Consider the following 17,924-nt stretch of genomic DNA (forward strand, 5'->3'; position numbering starts at 1 on the left):
CCGGGCCTGCGGACGTCGAACGGCCCGCCCCGGGAACCGAGACGGGCCGCTCGCTGCGCGGGAGTCGCTGCGCGGGATCAGTGCGCGGCGGCGGGGATGCTCCCGGTCGTCGCGGCGCTGGCGTGCTCGAGCTTGGCGAGCCGCACCGACTGGCGGTTGATGAGGAGCCCGCCGGCGAGGGCGACCAGGACGAGCACGCCCGCCGAGATGCCGAACGCCACGTGGTACCCGTCGAGGACCGCCTGCGCCTGCTGGAGCTTCGTCGGCGCCGCGGACAGCCCCGAGAGGCTGTTCTTCACGACGTCGGCGAAGATGGTCGACAGGAGGGCGGTGCCGATCGAGCCACCGATCTGCTGCATGGTGTTCACCGTCGCCGAGGCCACGCCGGCATCGGAGCGGGCAACGCCGGTCGTCGCGGTGTTCATCGCGGACGAGAAGATCGTGCCCATGCCGAGACCGATGACGATCAGCGCCGGCAGGACGGTTCCCGCGTAGGAGCTGTCGACGTCCGTGCGGAGGAGCAGCAGCAGACCGATCGACGCGACGAGACCACCGGCGAAGATGAGCACCTTCGGACCGACGCGGGGGAGCAGGCGGCCACCGATCTGCGTCGCCGACAGCATGATCGACAGCGGCATCGGGAGGAACGCCAGACCGGTCTGCAGCGAGCTGAACCCGAGGGTCTGCTCGAGGTAGTAGGTCAGGAACAGGAAGATGCCGAACATGCCGATCGCGACGAGGCCGATCGCGATGAACGCGCCACCGCGGTCACGGTCGAGCACGACGCGCAGCGGCAGGAGCGGGTGCGCGACGCGCGTCTCGATGAACACGAAGGCGGCGATGAGCACCACGCCCGCAGCCAGCATGACGATCGTCAGCGGGGCGTCCCAGCCGTTGGTCTCGGCGTTCGAGAAACCGTAGACGACACCGACCAGGCCGGCCGTGATCGTGAGCACGCCGGCGACGTCGATGCGCGGCCGCTCGACCTTCGGCGGCTTGGCCATGAACACGAGCGCACCGATGACGCCGAGCACCGCGAACACGATGTTCACGTAGAGGCACCAGCGCCACGAGGCGTACTCGGTGAGCACACCGCCGAGGAGCAGGCCGATCGCTGCACCGGAGCCGGCGATCGACCCGAAGATGCCGAAGGCGCGGCCGCGTTCCTTCGGGTCGCGGAAGGTGGTCGTCAGCATGCCGAGGGCGGACGGGGCGAGCAGCGCGCCGAACACGCCCTGCAGCGCACGTGCCGCGACGAGCAGACCGAACGAGTCCGCGAGGCCACCGAGCACGGACGCGACCGCGAAGCCGACGAGTCCGATGACGAAGGTGTTCTTGCGGCCGAAGAGGTCGCCGAGCCGTCCGCCGAGGAGCAGCAGCGAACCGAACGCGAGCGAGTACGCCGTCACGATCCACTGGCGCTGGTCGGTGCCGAAGCCGAGGTCCGACTGGGCCGAGGGCAGCGCGATGTTGACGATCGTGGCGTCGAGCACGACCATCAGCTGCGCGAGGGCGATGACCGCCAGGGCGATCCAGCGGTGGTTGTCCTTGTCGGGGGTGGTGCCTGGGTTCGTGGGTGCTGCCCCGGTCGGGGTCGGCACGGTCTGTTCTGCCGTCACGGCAGCCTCCTTCGAGAAGGTTGGAGGGATGGCGAAGCACGCGCCGTCGGATGCTTCAGTGAGAGGAGGTGTCTAACCGGATGCGACGCATCCGTTTGCGATCAGTGTAGACCGAAACGGAAGGTGCGCATCCACTTATTCCCAGAAAGTTCAACTAGGTTCGGAGCCGTGAGCACCACCGACTCCGCGCCCGGACTCGAGCGCCCCCTCCGCGCCGACGCCGCGCGCAACCGCGAGCTGATCCTGCAGACGGCCCGCAAGTGCTTCGCGGAGCGCGGCATCTCGGTCACGCTCAACGACATCGCGCACGAGGCCGGGGTCGGCGTCGGGACCGTCTACCGCCGGTTCGCCGACAAGGACTCCCTGATCGAGGCGCTCCTCGCCACCAAGTTCGAGGCGCTGAACGACGCGGCAGCCCGGGCTGCGGAGGAGATCGACCCCCGTGAAGCGCTCCGCGTCTACCTGATGGGCGTGTTCGAGTTCCGCGCGCGGGACCGGGCCCTCGCGGACGCCATCGTGCGGGCGGGCACGTCGCGTCCGTCGATCGTGCAGGAGCGCGACCGGCTCGAGGCCCAGGTCACCGAGATCATCCACCGGGCGGAGCAGGCGGGAGTGGTGCGGGTGGGGTTCGACTACCGGGACCTGCCGCTGCTCACGACGATGCTCGGCGCGGTGGCCGACGCCACGCGCGACACCGACCCGTACGCCTGGCGCCGGTACGCCCAGGTCCTCATCGACGGCGTCATGCCGCCCGCCGCGCCGGAACGCCTGAGCGGGACGCCCCTCGGACGCGAAGCGCTCGAACGCGCGATGCGGCCGACCACCTGACGCGGAGCGCCTACAACCAGCTCGGTAACCAGTAGTGCGACCGGATGAAGTCCCACGGCATCTGGATGCCGGTCCACATCGGGAACCAGTAGGCCGACGCGAGCACGACGACCCCGAGGTACACGCCGACCCACACGACCGCCCGGGTCCGCCGTGGTCGTGGATCGTCCCGTGACCCGAGTACGAGCCCGATCGCCGCTGCCAGCGCCATCACCATGAAGGGCTCGAACGCGATCGTGTAGAACTGGAACACCGTCCGGTTCACGTAGAGCAGCCACGGCAGGTACCCGGCCGCGATGCCCATCAGGACGAAGGCGTACTCCCAGCGGCGGCGCAGGATCCAGAGCACTAGCAGTGCCACCGTGGCGACGACCGCGGCGTACCAGACGAACGGGTTCGCGATGCCCGTGATCGCCTCGCCGCAGCGGGTCGCAGTGCAGCCGTCCTGGCCGGCGTTCGTCCCGACGTAGTACATCGACGTCGGCCGCTGCATGAGGAGCCAGAGCAGCGGGTTCGCCTGGTACGAGTGCGGGGTGTGCAGCCCGATGTTGAAGCCGTAGATCTCGGACTGGTAGTGCCACCAGTTCTGCAGGCTGTCCGGCACCCAGGACAGGACGCCGGTCCACCGCTGCCCGCCGGACGCGAGCCAGTTCCGGTCCCAGCCGTCCTTCGACACGAACCACCCGGTCCACGACGCCAGGTAGGTCGCCGCGGCGATCGGCACCGTGAGCAGGAACGACACCGGTCCCTGCTGCAGCCAGGCACTCGACGACCAGAACTCGACGCCGGCGCGCTTCCGCAGCATCATGTCGCTCAGCACGGAGTAGACGGCGAAGAAGGCCAGGAAGTACATGCCGGACCACTTCGTCGCCGTCGCCAGGCCGAGGGCCAGGCCCATCGCGAGCAGCCACGGCCGCCACCAGAGCACCGGCCCCCAGAGGGTGTCGCGCCCGGAGGCCGCGCGGCGCGCGACCCATGCGTCCAGGCGCCGCGAGGTCCACCGCCGGTCGAGCAGCAGCGCCCCGAACCCGAGCACCACGAAGAACGTGAGGATCCCGTCGAGCAGCGTCACGCGGGACATCACGATCGCCTGCCCGTCGACGGCCAGCAGGAACCCGGCCAGCGTGCCGATGAGCGTCGACCGGAACAGCGACCGGGCGATGACGGCGGTGAGGAACACCGTGGCGATGCCGAGCACCGCCACGGCGAAGCGCCACCCGAACGAGTCGTCCGCACCGAACAGCAGCATGCCGAGGCCGATGAGGTACTTGCCGAGCGGCGGGTGCGCGATGAACTCCGCAGCGCTGGTGAACAGCGTGGTCTCACCGTCGGCGAACCGCTCGTCGGTCGTCGGCAGCGAGTCGTCGTTCGGGTTGCCCGGCCAGGTGCCCTCGTACCCGAGGTGCACGATCGACCAGCCGTCCTTGACGTAGTAGGTCTCGTCGAACACGAGCGAGTGCGGGTGGCCGAGGCCCACCAGTCGCAGCACCGCGGCCAGCAGGGTCACCGCGAGCGGGCCGGCCCAGCGCCAGGCGGCGACGCGCCAGCCCACCGAGAGGACACGCCCCCACCAGTCGTCGAGACGGGAGCCGACCGGCCCGTCGGGGACGGCGGTGCGGTGTTCGGTCAGCTCGCTGGTCATCGCAGAGCATCCTACGGATCGGCGCCATGACCCCGCTGCGACCACAATGGGGTGGTGATCGTCCTCGCAGCAACGCCCATCGGCAACCTCGGCGACGCCTCCCGGAGGCTGGTCGAGACGCTCTCGAACGCGGGTGTGGTGGCCGCCGAGGACACCCGGACGGCGATCCACCTCATGCGTGCGCTCGGCATCGAGAACCGTCCGCGGCTCATCGCACTGCACGAGCACAACGAGCGGGCGAAGGCGGCGGAGGTGGTCGAACTGGCGCGGGACGAGGACGTCGTGGTCCTCACCGACGCCGGCATGCCCGCCATCAGCGACCCCGGCTTCCCCCTCGTCGAGGCAGCCGCGGCCGCCGGGGTGACCGTGACCGCGCTCCCGGGGCCGTCGGCGGTGCTCATGGCGCTCGCCGTCTCGGGCCTGCCCACCGACCGCTTCACCTTCGAGGGCTTCCCGACGCGCAAGGGCGGGGAGCGCCGGCGACTGTTCGCGTCGCTGTCCGGCGAGCAGCGGACGATGGTCTTCTTCGAGTCGCCGCACCGGCTCGCTGACACGCTCGCGGACATGGCCGCGGGGTTCGGTGACGAGCGGCGTGCAGTGGTCTGTCGCGAGCTGACGAAGCTGCACGAGGAGGTCCGCCGAGACACCCTCGCGTCGCTCGCGGCCTGGGCGGCCGAGGGTGTCCGCGGTGAGATCTGCATCGTGGTCGAGGGGGCGTCCGGTTCGGGGGAGGTCGCCACGATCGAGGACGGCGTCCGGTTGGTGCTCGAGCGCGTCGCCGCCGGGTCGCGGATGAAGGAGGCGGCCGCAGCCGTCGCGGACGCGACGGGGCTGTCGAAACGCGACCTCTACGAGGGTGCGCTGGCGGCGCGGTAGACGCGAGCGACGTCGGACGGGAGGCGCGGTGCCGGCTCGCACCGCACCTCCCGTCCGGTTCTCCACAGGTCGCGCGCGGGGCGCGTCATGCGGCTCCTGCCCGCCCGTAGGATGGTGCGCATGTCCGACGGCTCCTCGTTCAGCATCACCACGCCGATCTTCTACGTGAACGACGTGCCCCACATCGGGCACGCCTACACCGAGGTCGCCGCGGACGTCCTCGCGCGCTGGCACCGTCAGCGCGGCGACGACACGTGGCTCCTCACCGGAACGGACGAGCACGGGCAGAAGATCCTCCGCACCGCCAGTGCGAACGAGGTCACGCCGAAGGAGTGGGCGGACCGCCTCGTGACCGAGGCGTGGAAGCCGCTCCTCGACACCGTCGACGTGGCGAACGACGACTTCATCCGCACCACCGACGAGCGCCACGAGCGCGGCGTGACGGCGTTCCTGCAGAAGCTCTACGACGACGGTTACATCTACGCCGGCGAGTTCGAGGGCTTCTACTGCGTCGGGTGTGAGGAGTACAAGCAGCCGAGCGACCTGGTCTCCGGCACCGGCGCGTACGAGGGGCAGCAGGTCTGCGCGATCCACTCGATCCCCGTCGAGGTGCTGTCCGAGCGCAACTACTTCTTCCGGATGTCCGACTTCGAGCAGCGCCTGCTCGACCTGTACGAATCGAACCCGGAGTTCATCCAGCCCGACAGCGTCCGCAACGAGATCATCTCGTTCGTCAAGCAGGGCCTGCGTGACCTGTCGATCTCGCGGTCGAGCTTCGACTGGGGCATCACGATCCCGTGGGACAGTGACCACGTCCTCTACGTGTGGTTCGACGCCCTGCTCAACTACGTCACGGCGCTCGGCTACGGCAGCGACGACGACGAGGCGTTCCAGCGGCTCTGGCCGAGCGTGCACATCGTCGGCAAGGACATCGCCCGGTTCCACGCGGTGATCTGGCCCGCGATGCTCATGGCGGCCGGACTCCCCGTGCCGAAGCGCGTGTTCGGTCACGGCTGGTTGCTCGTCGGCGGCGAGAAGATGTCGAAGTCGAAACTCACGGGCATCGCGCCGTCGGAGATCACCGACACCTTCGGGTCGGACGCGTTCCGCTACTACTTCCTCCGCGCGATCACCTTCGGGCAGGACGGCAACTTCAGCTGGGAGGACATCTCCGCCCGCTACCAGTCCGAGCTCGCGAACGGCTTCGGCAACCTGGCGTCCCGCATCGTCGCGATGCTGAACCGGTACTTCGACGGTGCCGTGCCGGCGCGCGGACCGCTGACGGCTGCCGACGAGGCGATCGACGCCCTCGCGAAGTCCGTCACCGAGCGCGCGGACGCCTCCATCGCGGAGTTCGCACCGCACGACGCGATCGCCACCATCTGGGAACTCGTCGACGCACTGAACGGCTACATCACGGAGCAGGAGCCCTGGGCGCTCGCGAAGGACGACGCGCAGCGCGAGCGGCTCGCGACCGTGCTCGTCACCGCGCTCCGCGGCCTCGGGACCGTGGCGGTCCTGATCTCCCCGGTGATGCCGAAGGCGACCGAGAAGCTCTGGGCGTCGATCGGCGCCGGTGGGTCGATCGCCGAGCAGCGCGTCGACCGTGCATGGGAGTGGCAGGGCGCCGACACCGCGGTGCCGCTCGAGAGCGGGCTCTTCCCGCGCATCGAGCAGGTGGAACAGGGCGCAGCGTGACCGACGCTGGCGCCCACGTCCGGTCCCGCGGCGACGGGTCATCGGGCGGGTCCAAGCGCGACCTGACCTACCCGCCCCTGCCGGAGGCACTGGTCGTGCCCGTGTACGACAACCACACCCACATGGAGATCGCCGACGGCGTCGGTGATGGTGGGCCGCTCGAGTACCGCGAGCACCTCGGGCGCGCGTCCAGCGTCGGCGTGCGCGGGGTCGTGCAGGTCGGCACCGACCTCGCGACCTCGGAGTGGTCGGCACGGATCGCCGCTCGTGAACCCCGTGTCCTGGCTGCCGTCGCGCTGCACCCCAACGAGGCGCCGGTGCTCGACGCCTCGGGGCTGTTGGACGAGCACCTGGCCGGGATCGAGCGACTGGCCGCGTTGCCCCGGGTCCGGGCTATCGGGGAGACCGGGCTCGACTTCTTCCGCACGGGTGAGGACGGACGCGACGCCCAGATCCGCTCGTTCGAGGAGCACATCCGCATCGCGAAGGAGCACGACCTCGCGCTGACGATCCACGACCGGGACGCGCACGACGCCGTGGTCGAGGTGCTCGACCGCGTCGGCGCTCCCGACAGGACCGTCTTCCACTGCTTCTCCGGCGGCCCCGACCTCGCCCGACTCTGCGCCGAACGCGGGTGGTACATGTCCTTCGCCGGCACGGTCACGTTCAAGAACGCCGAACCGCTGCGCGAGGCACTCCGGGTCGCGCCACGGCACCTGATCATGGTCGAGACCGACGCGCCGTTCCTCACCCCGACGCCGTTCCGTGGCCGCCCGAACGCGCCGTACCTCATCCCGCTCACACTGCGGTCGATGGCGGAGACCCTCGGCACGGACGCCTCGATGCTCGCGGCGCAGATCGCGTCGAACACCGAACTCGTCTACGGTGCGTGGGACGCCGAGCCCGTGACGGTCGACGAGTAGCCGTGGGCGCGCTGCTCGGCCCGGCAGAGATCCGGGACCTCGCCGCCAAGCTCGACGTCACCCCGACGAAGAAGCTCGGCCAGAACTTCGTGCACGACGCCAACACCGTGCGACGCATCGTGGCATCCGGGCGGGTGGCCACGGACTCCCGCGTGCTCGAGATCGGTCCCGGGCTCGGCTCGCTGACCCTCGGGCTGACCGAGACCGGCGCGTCCGTGACCGCCGTGGAGATCGACGGGCGCCTCGCCGCGCAACTGCCCGCGACGGTGTCGGCGATGCAGCCGGACGCACGGCTCGAGGTGGTACACCAGGACGCGCTCGCGATCACCGCGACGGACCTGCCGGAAGCGCCGACGCACGTCGTCGCGAACCTGCCCTACAACGTCTCCGTGCCCGTGCTGCTGCACCTCCTCGCGACCTTCCCCTCGATCGAGCGGGCACTCGTGATGGTGCAGGCCGAGGTCGGGTACCGGATCGCCGCCGGCCCGGGCAGCAAGGTCTACGGAGCGCCCAGTGTGAAGGCCGCCTGGTACGGCTCGTGGTCGATCGCCGGACAGGTCAGCCGGCAGGTGTTCTGGCCGGTGCCGAACGTCGACAGCGTCCTCGTCGGGTTCGACCGGCACGAGCCCCCGGGCGACGAAGCCCTCCGGGCGCAGGTGTTCGCCCTCGTCGACGGTGCGTTCCAGCAGCGCCGCAAGATGCTCCGCCAGAGCCTCTCCGGGGTCCTCGCGGGCAGCGCTCGTGCCTCGGAGCTCCTCACCGCTGCCGGGGTCGACCCGACCGCTCGTGGGGAAGCGCTCAGCGCCGAGGACTTCGTGCGCCTCGGCCGGACGGTCCTCGCCGCCGCGGAGTAGCTCGCGACGACCGCTGCCCGGCACCTGAACTGATGGCGAGCGTGATGCGATCGCACCGCCCCTACGATGTCGGCATGACCGACGGGACGGTGCGATCGCACTCGCAGGGGATGGCCGCCGACCGGGTGCTCGCTGCCACGGGCAGGTCGCCGGACGACTGGTACGAGCGCATCGACGGGATCGGCGGACGGACGATCGGACACCCGGCCATCGCGGCGTGGCTCGTCGACGAGGGCGTGGAGCCGTGGTGGGCCCAGGGCGTCACGATCGGCTACGAGCAGTCCCGTGGCCTGCGGATCCCCGGACAACGCTCGGACGGCACGTTCGCGGTCTCGGCGTCGCGGCAGGTGCCGGGGGAGCGCGAGGCGGTGCTCGACCGGATCGTGCCCGTGTTCTCCGCTGCCTTCGGGTTCGCTCCGACGTCCGAGCGCCGCGGTGGGAAGCGCCCGTCGGCCCGTTGGACGTTCCCCGACCGTGAGTCCGTGCTCGTCACCACCGAGGACGGTTCCCGTGCCGACACCGTCCGGATCGCGACGCAGCGCGAGCGCCTCGTCGGTCCGGGCCGGATGCCCGACGCAAAGGCGGAGCTGCAGGGGTGGCTCGCAGGGCTCTGACCGGGCCGGCCCCGGGCGCCGCGGCCCGCGTCTCAGTGCCCGCGCGACGCCAGCGCCCCGATGAGCTGCTGCTGCGTCCCGTCGCGCTCCGACCACCGCAGCGGCAGCACGTTCTGCACGAGGATCTCCGGCGACGCGCCGGCCTCGAGGAGTGACACCACCTCGGACAGGAAGTCCTCGAGCGGCATCCCGCCGAAGTCGACCCCTTCGCCCATCAGGTCGGTGGCGACCGCCGGCGGGACGAGTTCGAGCACGGACACGGGCGACCCGGCCAGCTGCTGCCGGAGCGACTGCGTGTACGAGTGGACCGCTGCCTTCGTGGCGCTGTACGTCGGGGTCGCGGCGAGGGGCATGTAGGCGAGCCCCGACGACACGGTGATGATCGTCGACGCCGGGCGACCGAGCAGATGCGGCAGGAACGCATCGATGAGCCGGATGGTGCCGAGCAGGTTCGTCTCGATGGTCGCGAGCGCGTCGTCGAGGTGCGCCGACGAGCGGAGGTCCTCGGCACGCATGATCCCCGACATCGTGACGAGGGTGTCGAGCGACGGGTGGGACTCGATCACCGACGCTGCCGCCGCGGTGATCGACGCGGGGTCGGTCACGTCGAGCTCGACGGTACCGAAGCCGTACTCGTCGTGGAGGGAATCGAGCAGCGCGCGGCGCCGGCCGCCGATGACGACGGTGCTGCCCGCTGCCTGCAGGCGCTGTGCGAGGCCGAGGCCGATGCCCGAGGTCGCGCCGGGGATGAAGACGGTGGAGTTCGTGATGTCCATGACGTCCACGATCCACCGGCACCATGGCCCGAACCAGAGCGCGGTCATCGGGGGACCGCCGATCCCTGGCACGGACGTCGGCCGCGGTGCACGATGAGGGACATGGACCGCCCCGCGCTCGCCGACTTCCTCCGCCGTCGCCGCGAACTGCTGCGCCCCGAGGACGTCGGCCTCGGGTCCGGGCAGCGCCGGCGCACCCCGGGCCTCCGGCGCGAGGAGGTCGCCGCCCTCGCGGGCATGTCCGCCGACTACTACACCCGCCTCGAGCAGCAGCGCGGCCCGCAGCCGTCGGAGCAGATGGTGGCGGCGATCGCCCGGGCGCTCCGCTGCAGTCTCGACGAGCGCGACCACCTGTTCCGCCTGGCCGGGCACAACGCCCCGGCGCGGGTGCACCGGGCGGACCACGTCGAGCCCGCGATCCTCCGGGTACTCGACCGGCTCGAGGACACCCCGGCGATCGTCGTGAACGACCTCGGCGAGACCCTCGTCGAGAACCGACTGGGGGCGGCGCTCCTCGGCACGACGACGGGGCTGCCCGGGAACCAGCGCTACCAGCCCTGGCGCTGGTTCATGACCGCGTACGAGCGAGCGAAGTACGCGCCGGAGCAGCACGACCGTCTCGCACGCGCGCAGGTGGCGTCCCTCCGCGCAGCGGTCGGAGCGGCGGGGCCGAGCGACCGGAGGGCGGCCGAGCTCATCGCCGACCTCGAGGCGAACAGCGAGGAGTTCCGTGCGCTGTGGTCCCTGCACGAGGTGGCCGGCCGGTGGGAGGACCACAAGACGTTCGTGCACCCCGAGCTCGGCCGCATCACCGTGGACTGCCAGGTGCTGCACACGACCAGTCAGACGCAGGCGCTGCTGCTGTTCACGGCCCCCGCGGGCAGCGAGGACGCGCAGAAGCTCGAGCTCCTCGGCGTCGTCGGCCAGCAGACCTTCACGGTCGGGCCTCGGTCCTAGTCCGAGACACTGACTCTCCGCTATCATCGAGGGGCAGGACGCTCTCGGGCCTCCCGCACCCAGCCAGCGCCCCGCCCTCGAGCGGGGCGTTGTGTCTTCCTGGGGTCCCAGACGTACTCGCTCACGGTGATGCGTCGAATGTGCCCGGTGATCGTGCGCACCGTTGTCGCGGAACGGTGGTCGCGTTCTTCGACGGTGCGTTCGCGATTGAAGAAGAACGTCGCCAGATCCGCCGCCTGCAGCATCCGGCTCTCGTGCGACGGTCCGAAGTAGAGCGTGTCCGCGATTCGAGTCAGTGGACGATTCGTGTAGCCAGGCGCTCGCTCCACCTTGAAATCGCGCAGACTTCGTCGCGCGCCGTCCGCAGTGTGGTGGTCGTCGGCGAGGACGAGTCCGAGTTGCTCGATCGGGTCGAGTCGACGCAGTTGACCGTCGACCGCCTCCAGGATCTGGGCGAGCGTGAGCAGGTGTACGGGGTAGGCGTGTTCCCGGTAGCGGGCTCGGTGCCCGTCGAGGTCGATCCCTCGGAACACGAAGGTGGCAGTAGACCGCGCGATCACCTTCGACGCGAGCACGCACGCTTTGGCCCGCCAGCCGGGTGGAACGTCCTTCCAGTCGTTCTTGCCGTGGAACATGTCGACTGCGTGGAACTCGGAAGTACTGTCGAAACCGCCGCAGCTGTGGGCCTCGACGAGACGAGCGATGCCGTCGAGTCCGCTCTCGATCGACCGCACGGCGGCCGCGTCCGCGATGAGCGCACCCATGAAGGAGAAGGCCCGATCGCGGGCGGATTCGTCGAGGAAGATGAGCCGCATCGGCCCACAATACTGAAATACGAACGCTGAAACGTCGTCGTCGGCCAGCAGACCTTCGCCCGCTGACGCAACCCCGCGTCACACACCTGGCACCTCCCGGTGTCACGTGCCTAGGGTGGCGAGGTGAGCACCCCGCGCGTCTACGTCATCCACGAGAACCCCGAGTGGTTCCCGCCGCTCGCCGCTGCCTTCGAGGCCGAGGGGGTGCCCGTCGAGGAGATCCTCCTCACCGAGGGCCAGATCGACCTCGGCGCCGAGCCCGCACCCGGTGTGTACTGGTCGCGCATGTCGGCGAGCTCGCACACCCGCGGGCACGAGCACAGCAAGGAGTACACCCGCGCGGTCCTCGGCTGGCTCGAGCGCGCCGGACGCCAGGTCGTGGGCGGCAGTCACGTCCTCGAGCTCGAGGTGTCGAAGGTCGCCCAGCACGGGCTGCTCGCGGGCGCCGGCTTCGACGTGCCGCGCACCACGGCCGTCTTCGGGACGACGACGCTCAAGCAGGCGGCCGCGGACTTCACCGGTGGCCGGGACGTCCCGTTCATCACGAAGCACAACCAGGGCGGCAAGGGCCTCGGCGTTCGCCGCTTCGACTCCCTCGCGGAGTTCGGCGCCTACGTCGACAGCCCCGAGTTCGAGGAGCCGGTCGACGGCATCACCCTGCTGCAGGAGTACCTCACCGCCCGCGAGCCGTTCATCACCCGCGTCGAGTTCGTCGGCGGCGAGTTCGTCTACGCCGTCCGCGTGGACACGAGCGCCGGCAGCTTCGAGCTCTGCCCCGCCGACGCGTGCGAGATCCCGCAGGTCATCGCGGGAGCCGTCTGCGACGTACCCGGGACGAGCCGGCCGAACGCGTTCGAGGTCCGCACCGAGGTCACGGCCGAGCACCCGCTCGTCCAGCAGCTCCGCACGTTCCTCGCGGACCAGCGCATCCAGATCGCGGGCGTCGAGGTCATGGAGACCACGGACGGCCGCACGGTCGTCTACGACATCAACACGAACACGAACTACAACCCCGCCGTCGAGGAGACCGCGCCGGCCTCCGGCCCGCGCTCCATCGCGCGGTACCTCGGTGGCCTGCTGGAGACGCAGTACGCGGCGCAGCTCACGGCCTGAGAACACAAGAACCACCGGACTGGAGGCGCGGTGCGGGCCCGCCCCGTGCCTCCCGTCCGTCCCTCCCCACCTCCCCAAGGAACTCACCCCGTGCGATTCGGATACTGGACCCCGCTCTTCGGCGGCTGGCTGCGCAACGTCGAGAACGAGCACATGCCGGTCACCTTCGACTACGTGAAGCGTCTGGCGCAGCGCGCCGAGCGCATCGGCTTCGACCTGACGCTGGTGCCGGAGCTCAACCTCAACGACATCAAGGGCACGGCGGCGCCGAGCCTCGAGGCGTGGGCGCTCGCCGCCGGGATCGCGGCGACGACCGAGCGTCTCGAGATCATGGCCGCGATGCGCCCGGGCTACCACCTGCCGGCCGTGACGGCGAAGCAGGCGGCGACGATCGACGACATCTCCGGCGGCCGGTTCACCTTCAACGTGGTGAGCGCCTGGTGGGCGGAGGAGGCCAAGCAGTACGGCGGGATCTTCTCCGAGCACGACGACCGCTACCGACGCACCGCGGAGTTCGTGGAGATCATGAAGGGCCTCTGGCGCGAGACGCCGTACTCGTTCCACGGCGAGTACTACGACGTCGAGAACGCCCACCTCGAGCCGAAGCCGCGCGTCACGCCGCGCATCTACGCGGGCGGGGAGAGCGAGGCCGGCAAGTCCTCGATCACGCGGTACGCCGACGCCTACGTCACGCACGGCGGCACCGTCGAGGAACTCCGCACGAAGATCGCCGAGATGAAGCAGCGGCGCGTCGACGCGGGGCTGCCGCCGTTCGAGGCGTTCGGCATGGCGGCGTACGTCATCGTGCGTGAGACCGAGGAGGAGGCGCAGGCCGAGCTGGCGCGCATCACCGACGTGCAGCACGGCAAGGCGTACGAGTCGTACCAGGACTTCATCTCGAAGTCGCAGCTCGAGCACGTGCCGTCGCTCGAGGACTACTCGGTGTCGAACCGCGGTCTCCGCCCGGGGTTCGTCGGGACGCCCGCACAGGTGGCCGCGCGGATCCGTGAGTTCGAGGACGCCGGTGTGGACACGCTGCTGCTGCAGTTCTCGCCGCAGCTCGAGGAGATGGACCGCTTCGGGGAACAGGTCATCCCGCTCGTCCGGCCCTCGGTGGTGCCGGCCGGAGCCGGGACCGTCTCGTGAGCACCGAGGACGACTGGGCGTTCGAGACCCGCCAGATCCGTGCCGGGTTCACGGCCGACCCGGGGTTCGGCGCCAACGTGCCGCCGATCGCCCAGACCGCCGCGTTCGTGTACCCGTCGGGGGAGGACGCCGCGGCGCGGTTCATGCTCGACGCACCCGGCCACACGTACTCGCGCGTGAACAACCCGTCGGCGGCCGCACTGGAACGCCGGATCGCGGACCTCGAGGGCGGCGTCGGCGCACTCGCGCTCGCGTCGGGGCAGGCCGCGACGTCGCTGGCGGTGCTCGGTCTCGCGCGGGCCGGCGACCACGTCGTGTCGAGCGCGTCGCTGTACGGCGCGACCTACACGCTGTTCGCGTCGACCCTGCGGGACCTCGGCATCTCGTTCACGTTCGTGCAGGACCCGACGGACCTCGACGAGTGGGCGGCAGCCGTGCTGCCGTCGACGAAGGCGTTCTTCGGGGAGTCGATCCCGAACCCGCGCGGCGACGTCCTCGACTTCGCCGGGGTGGCCGGTGTGGCGCACGACGCCGGTGTTCCGCTCATCGTCGACAACACCATCGCGACGCCGTACCTCGTCCGGCCGATCGAGCACGGCGCGGACATCGTCGTGCACTCGGCGACGAAGTACCTCGCGGGACACGGCAGCGCGATCGCGGGACTCATCGTGGACAGCGGGAACTTCGACTGGGCATCGCACGCGGACTCCTACCCGCAGCTCGCGACGACCGAGCAGTCCGGGTTCGCGAACACGAACTTCGCGGAGAAGTTCGGGCGGCGCGCGTTCATCCAGCGCACCCGTTCGAAGCTCTCCGCCGACCTCGGTCCGGCGATCGCCCCGTTCAACGCGTTCCTCGTGCTGCAGGGCATCCAGACGCTCTCGCTCCGGATGGACCGGCACGTGTCGAACGCCGCCACCGTGGCGTCGTGGCTGGACGCCCACGAGCAGGTCGAGCACGTGCACTACGCGGGACTGCCCTCGTCGCCCTGGCACCACCTGCAGCAGCGGTACGTGCCCGCGGGACCGTCCGCCGTGCTGGCGTTCGACCTCGCCGGGGGCGTGGAAGCGGGGCGCCGGTTCGTCGCGGCGCTCGAGCTGTTCGACCACGTGTCGAACATCGGTGACGTCCGGTCGCTCGTCGTGCACCCCGCGTCGACCACCCACGTGCAGATGACCTCGGCGGAGCGGGCTGCCGCCGGTGTCGGTGACGGGCTGATCCGGTTGTCGATCGGCCTCGAGCACGTGGACGACATCCTCGCCGACCTGGCCCGGGGCTTCGCGGCTGCCGCATCGGACGGCTCCACTGTCGCTTCGGACGGCTCCACCGTCGCACCGGACGTCTCCGCTGCCGCGTCGGGATAGGTTGGAGGCATGACCACGCTGGCCGCACCGACCCGTGTGCGGACGCGCGCCCCCGGGAAGATCAACGTCTACCTGTCGGTCGGTGCGCTGCAGGACGACGGCTACCACGACGTCGCGACGGCGTACCAGGCGGTCTCGCTGTACGAGGACGTCTCCGCCGAGCCCGCGGACGACTTCTCGGTCGCGTTCACCGGCCCGATCGACACCAGTGCCGTGCCGGTGGACGAGTCGAACCTCGCCATCCGCGCTGCGCGGCTCGTGGCCGACGCAGCCGGTTACCGCGGGGGCGTCCGGCTGACGATCGACAAGCAGGTCCCGGTGGCGGGCGGCATGGGCGGCGGATCGGCCGACGCAGCGGCGACGCTCCTCGCCGTGGACACCCTCTGGGGGACCGCCCTCGGGCGTGAGGAACTCCTGCGACTCGCCGCGCAGCTCGGGGCCGACGTGCCGTTCGCCTTCGCCGGCGGGACCGCGGTCGGCACCGGGCGCGGCGACGAGCTCAGCCCGGCCCTGGCCAAGGGCGAGTTCCACTGGGTGCTCGCGCTGAGCGACGACGGGCTCTCCACCCCGGCGGTGTACCGGGCGCTCGACGAACACCGCGAGCGCTACCGCGCCGACATCGCGCCGGCGCCGAAGACCCCGGTGGTGGAGGCGAACGTGCTCCAGGCCCTCCGCGCCGGCGATCCCGACCTGCTCGCGGACTGCCTGCACAACGACCTGCAGGCGCCGGCCATGCGCCTCCAGCCCGCGCTCGCGGCGACCCTCGAGATCGGGGAGAAGGCGGGTGCGCTCGCCGGACTGGTGTCGGGCAGCGGGCCGACGGTGGCGTTCCTCGTCGCCGACCGCGACACTGCGCTCGAGGTGCAGGTGGAGCTCAGCGCCGCGGGCGTGGTCGCGGTGCGCGCCGCGGGCCCGGTGCACGGCGCGCGGGTGCTGCACTAGCCGCCGGGAGCGCACGACCGTCGGGCGCGGTCGCGGGCGCGCGGTCAGCTGCGGACGTACTCCGTGATGACGACCGTGCCCGTCTTCCAGTGCTGCTTCGCCGTGAACCCGTTCGCGGCGAGCACCGACGCGGTCTCCGGTTCGATGTTCCGCGCCGTGACGGTCCCGCCGACGAACCACACCGTGTCGATGTCGTCGAGGCGGCTCGGGATGCTCGTGGCGAGCTCCCCGGTCTGGTTCCACAGGACACCGGTGTCGGCCCCGACCTTGCGGACGCCGAGGTCGGTCATCCCGGAGAAGGCCGCCGGGTACGAGACCCGGATGATGTCCGCCGTGGTGCCGGGGTGGCCGTAGACACTGCCGAACACGACGCCCTCGTCGGCGTCGGCACGGTTGCTGTTGCGCTCGGCGGCGATGATCGAGGCCGCGCGGGCCCACGTCGACTCCTGCTTCGCGAGCGGTTCCTTGACGGCGACGGCGGTCGGCACCGACAGCACGAGGGCGGCGGCCACCGCGCCCGCGAGGAGCGCCTTCGGACGGACGAGCGTCAGCGCCAGCGCGATGAGCAGGGCGACGAACGGCAGGCTCAGCGTCGCGTACTTCGGGGAGTAGAGGTGCTTGCCCATCGCCGTGGCGAGCACCAGGGCGGCGGTCGGGATCACCACGAGGGGGACGGCGACACGGACGGCCTGGGCGCGGACGAGCGAACGGACGGTCGCGGAGCGGCGGTGCGCCTCGAACAGTGCGACCGCGACGCCGATCACCATGAGGGCCCACGCGACCGCGGCGTACAGGTCGACGGCACCGAACCAGGCGGTGGCGAACACCTGCGCGCCCGTGCGCTGCCCGATGCCGGCGATCCACGCGACCTGCTTCGACTGCGACGCGATCTCGACGACCACGGGCGAGACGGTCACGGCCGCGATGGCGGCGGCGACGGCCCACCGCAGGACGGCGCCACCGGTGACGAGCGGCGGCCCCGGGACGCGTGCACCCCGGGAGACGGTGGCGCGGCGGCCCTCCACGCGGCGGACGAGCATCGTCCAGAGCAGGGTGACCGCGTGCGCGACGACGGCGAGCGACAGGTACACGTTGAACGTCACGGCGACGAGCGCGAGGGCCCCATACGCCACCCACCAGTGCAGACTGCGTCCGGTGCGGGTCCGGCGGACGGCGGTGAGCCCGACGAGGGTCAGGCAGACGGCGAGGGTCGTGATGGTGGCGTACGGCCGCCCCTCGGAACCCGCCCACTGGACGCGGGGGAGCGCGAGGAACACGAGTCCGGCCGTGATGCCGAGCCGACGGCCGCCGAGTCGTCGGCCGAGTGCCACGACGAGTCCGGCGGCCACCCCGATCGCGAGGGCGCTCGGGAAGCGCAGGGTGAACGGCGTGTATCCGACGAGCCAGAACCACACGTGCATGAGCGCGTAGTACAGCCCGTGCACGGCATCGACGTTGTGCAGCTCGGCCCAGAGCTGCGCCCAGGTGCGCTGGGCGCTGGTGACGGTCGCGGCCTCGTCGTACCAGAGCGACGGCACCCAGGCGAAGGCCGCGCACACGAGGACGCCCAACGCGCCGATCGTGAGTTCCGGCGTGCGGACGACGCCGGTCGCGATGCTCCCCGCGAGCCCACGGAAGCGGCTACGGACCGGCGCGATCCCCGTCGAGCGGGGGACGCTGATGGTGCCGGTCCGTGGTGCAGTCACGGTGGCGACGGTAGCCGCAGCGGCTGGGCGGGCACCCGACGAACCCGTCGC

The 17,924-nt window shown here is 71.0% G+C and carries 16 protein-coding genes; 11 read left to right on the forward strand and 5 right to left on the reverse strand.

Going from position 1 to position 17,924, the window contains the following annotated elements; all coding sequences use genetic code 11:
• Window positions 1-77: 77 nt before the first annotated feature.
• On the reverse strand, window positions 78-1,619 hold the full coding sequence (locus HP507_RS13050) for an MFS transporter (protein WP_175352222.1): 1,542 nt from the start codon (window positions 1,617-1,619) through the stop codon (window positions 78-80).
• 168 nt (window positions 1,620-1,787) lie between these two features.
• Between HP507_RS13050 and HP507_RS13055 the strand changes: the two genes are divergently transcribed.
• Complete coding sequence (locus HP507_RS13055) at window positions 1,788-2,447, forward strand: TetR/AcrR family transcriptional regulator (RefSeq protein WP_175352223.1); 660 nt, start codon at window positions 1,788-1,790, stop codon at window positions 2,445-2,447.
• A 10-nt stretch (window positions 2,448-2,457) separates the two neighbouring features.
• Here HP507_RS13055 and HP507_RS13060 read toward each other — a convergent pair whose 3' ends face one another.
• A complete protein-coding gene (locus HP507_RS13060) occupies window positions 2,458-4,089 on the reverse strand; it encodes a dolichyl-phosphate-mannose--protein mannosyltransferase (RefSeq protein ID WP_175352224.1) in 1,632 nt (543 codons plus the stop codon).
• Between the two features lie 54 nt (window positions 4,090-4,143).
• Here HP507_RS13060 and rsmI point away from each other — a divergent pair, with 54 nt between their 5' ends.
• From rsmI to HP507_RS13085, 5 genes are all read left to right on the forward strand, one after another.
• Window positions 4,144-4,965, forward strand: a complete 822-nt coding sequence (gene rsmI / locus HP507_RS13065) for a 16S rRNA (cytidine(1402)-2'-O)-methyltransferase (protein WP_175352225.1) — start codon at window positions 4,144-4,146, stop codon at window positions 4,963-4,965.
• A 120-nt stretch (window positions 4,966-5,085) separates the two neighbouring features.
• Window positions 5,086-6,663: a methionine--tRNA ligase gene (metG, locus tag HP507_RS13070; RefSeq protein ID WP_175352226.1), complete on the forward strand. Its 1,578-nt coding sequence runs from the start codon at window positions 5,086-5,088 to the stop codon at window positions 6,661-6,663.
• On the forward strand, window positions 6,660-7,586 hold the full coding sequence (locus HP507_RS13075) for a TatD family hydrolase (RefSeq protein WP_175352227.1): 927 nt from the start codon (window positions 6,660-6,662) through the stop codon (window positions 7,584-7,586). The genes metG and HP507_RS13075 overlap by 4 nt, the downstream gene beginning before the upstream one ends.
• Before the next feature lie 2 nt (window positions 7,587-7,588).
• On the forward strand, window positions 7,589-8,440 hold the full coding sequence (gene rsmA, locus HP507_RS13080; protein WP_175352228.1) for a 16S rRNA (adenine(1518)-N(6)/adenine(1519)-N(6))-dimethyltransferase RsmA: 852 nt from the start codon (window positions 7,589-7,591) through the stop codon (window positions 8,438-8,440).
• Between the two features lie 74 nt (window positions 8,441-8,514).
• Entirely contained in the window at window positions 8,515-9,054 is a 540-nt protein-coding gene (locus tag HP507_RS13085; protein WP_175352229.1) for a hypothetical protein, read from the forward strand.
• Window positions 9,055-9,086: 32 nt separating this feature from the next.
• On the opposite strand, the gene HP507_RS13090 is transcribed toward HP507_RS13085, so the two are convergent.
• Window positions 9,087-9,830 carry an SDR family oxidoreductase gene (locus HP507_RS13090; RefSeq protein ID WP_175352230.1) on the reverse strand — a complete coding sequence of 248 codons (744 nt, stop codon included), beginning with the start codon at window positions 9,828-9,830 and terminating at the stop codon, window positions 9,087-9,089.
• 102 nt (window positions 9,831-9,932) lie between these two features.
• Here HP507_RS13090 and HP507_RS13095 point away from each other — a divergent pair, with 102 nt between their 5' ends.
• Complete coding sequence (locus HP507_RS13095; RefSeq protein ID WP_175352231.1) at window positions 9,933-10,787, forward strand: helix-turn-helix transcriptional regulator; 855 nt, start codon at window positions 9,933-9,935, stop codon at window positions 10,785-10,787.
• A gap of 23 nt (window positions 10,788-10,810) precedes the next feature.
• On the opposite strand, the gene HP507_RS13100 is transcribed toward HP507_RS13095, so the two are convergent.
• Window positions 10,811-11,602 (reverse strand): DUF3800 domain-containing protein, encoded by a 792-nt coding sequence (locus HP507_RS13100; protein WP_175352232.1) that lies wholly within the window; start codon window positions 11,600-11,602, stop codon window positions 10,811-10,813.
• Window positions 11,603-11,725: 123 nt separating this feature from the next.
• Here HP507_RS13100 and HP507_RS13105 point away from each other — a divergent pair, with 123 nt between their 5' ends.
• From HP507_RS13105 to HP507_RS13120, 4 genes are all read left to right on the forward strand, one after another.
• Window positions 11,726-12,715 carry an ATP-grasp domain-containing protein gene (locus HP507_RS13105; protein ID WP_175352233.1) on the forward strand — a complete coding sequence of 330 codons (990 nt, stop codon included), beginning with the start codon at window positions 11,726-11,728 and terminating at the stop codon, window positions 12,713-12,715.
• 90 nt (window positions 12,716-12,805) lie between these two features.
• Window positions 12,806-13,861, forward strand: a complete 1,056-nt coding sequence (locus HP507_RS13110) for an LLM class flavin-dependent oxidoreductase (RefSeq protein WP_175352234.1) — start codon at window positions 12,806-12,808, stop codon at window positions 13,859-13,861.
• The gene (locus tag HP507_RS13115; RefSeq protein WP_175352235.1) at window positions 13,858-15,225 is read left to right on the forward strand and encodes an O-acetylhomoserine aminocarboxypropyltransferase/cysteine synthase family protein; all 1,368 of its coding nucleotides are present in this window, start codon (window positions 13,858-13,860) and stop codon (window positions 15,223-15,225) included. Before HP507_RS13110 ends, HP507_RS13115 begins: the two co-directional genes overlap by 4 nt.
• A gap of 9 nt (window positions 15,226-15,234) precedes the next feature.
• On the forward strand, window positions 15,235-16,167 hold the full coding sequence (locus tag HP507_RS13120; protein ID WP_175352236.1) for a 4-(cytidine 5'-diphospho)-2-C-methyl-D-erythritol kinase: 933 nt from the start codon (window positions 15,235-15,237) through the stop codon (window positions 16,165-16,167).
• Between the two features lie 44 nt (window positions 16,168-16,211).
• Here the strand turns inward: HP507_RS13120 and HP507_RS13125 are convergent, their stop codons facing one another.
• Window positions 16,212-17,873, reverse strand: coding sequence for a glycosyltransferase family 39 protein (locus HP507_RS13125; protein ID WP_175352237.1), 1,662 nt, complete (start codon window positions 17,871-17,873; stop codon window positions 16,212-16,214).
• Window positions 17,874-17,924 lie beyond the last annotated feature (51 nt).

This window comes from Curtobacterium pusillum (assembly GCF_013359865.1).
GTDB lineage: Bacteria > Actinomycetota > Actinomycetes > Actinomycetales > Microbacteriaceae > Curtobacterium > Curtobacterium pusillum.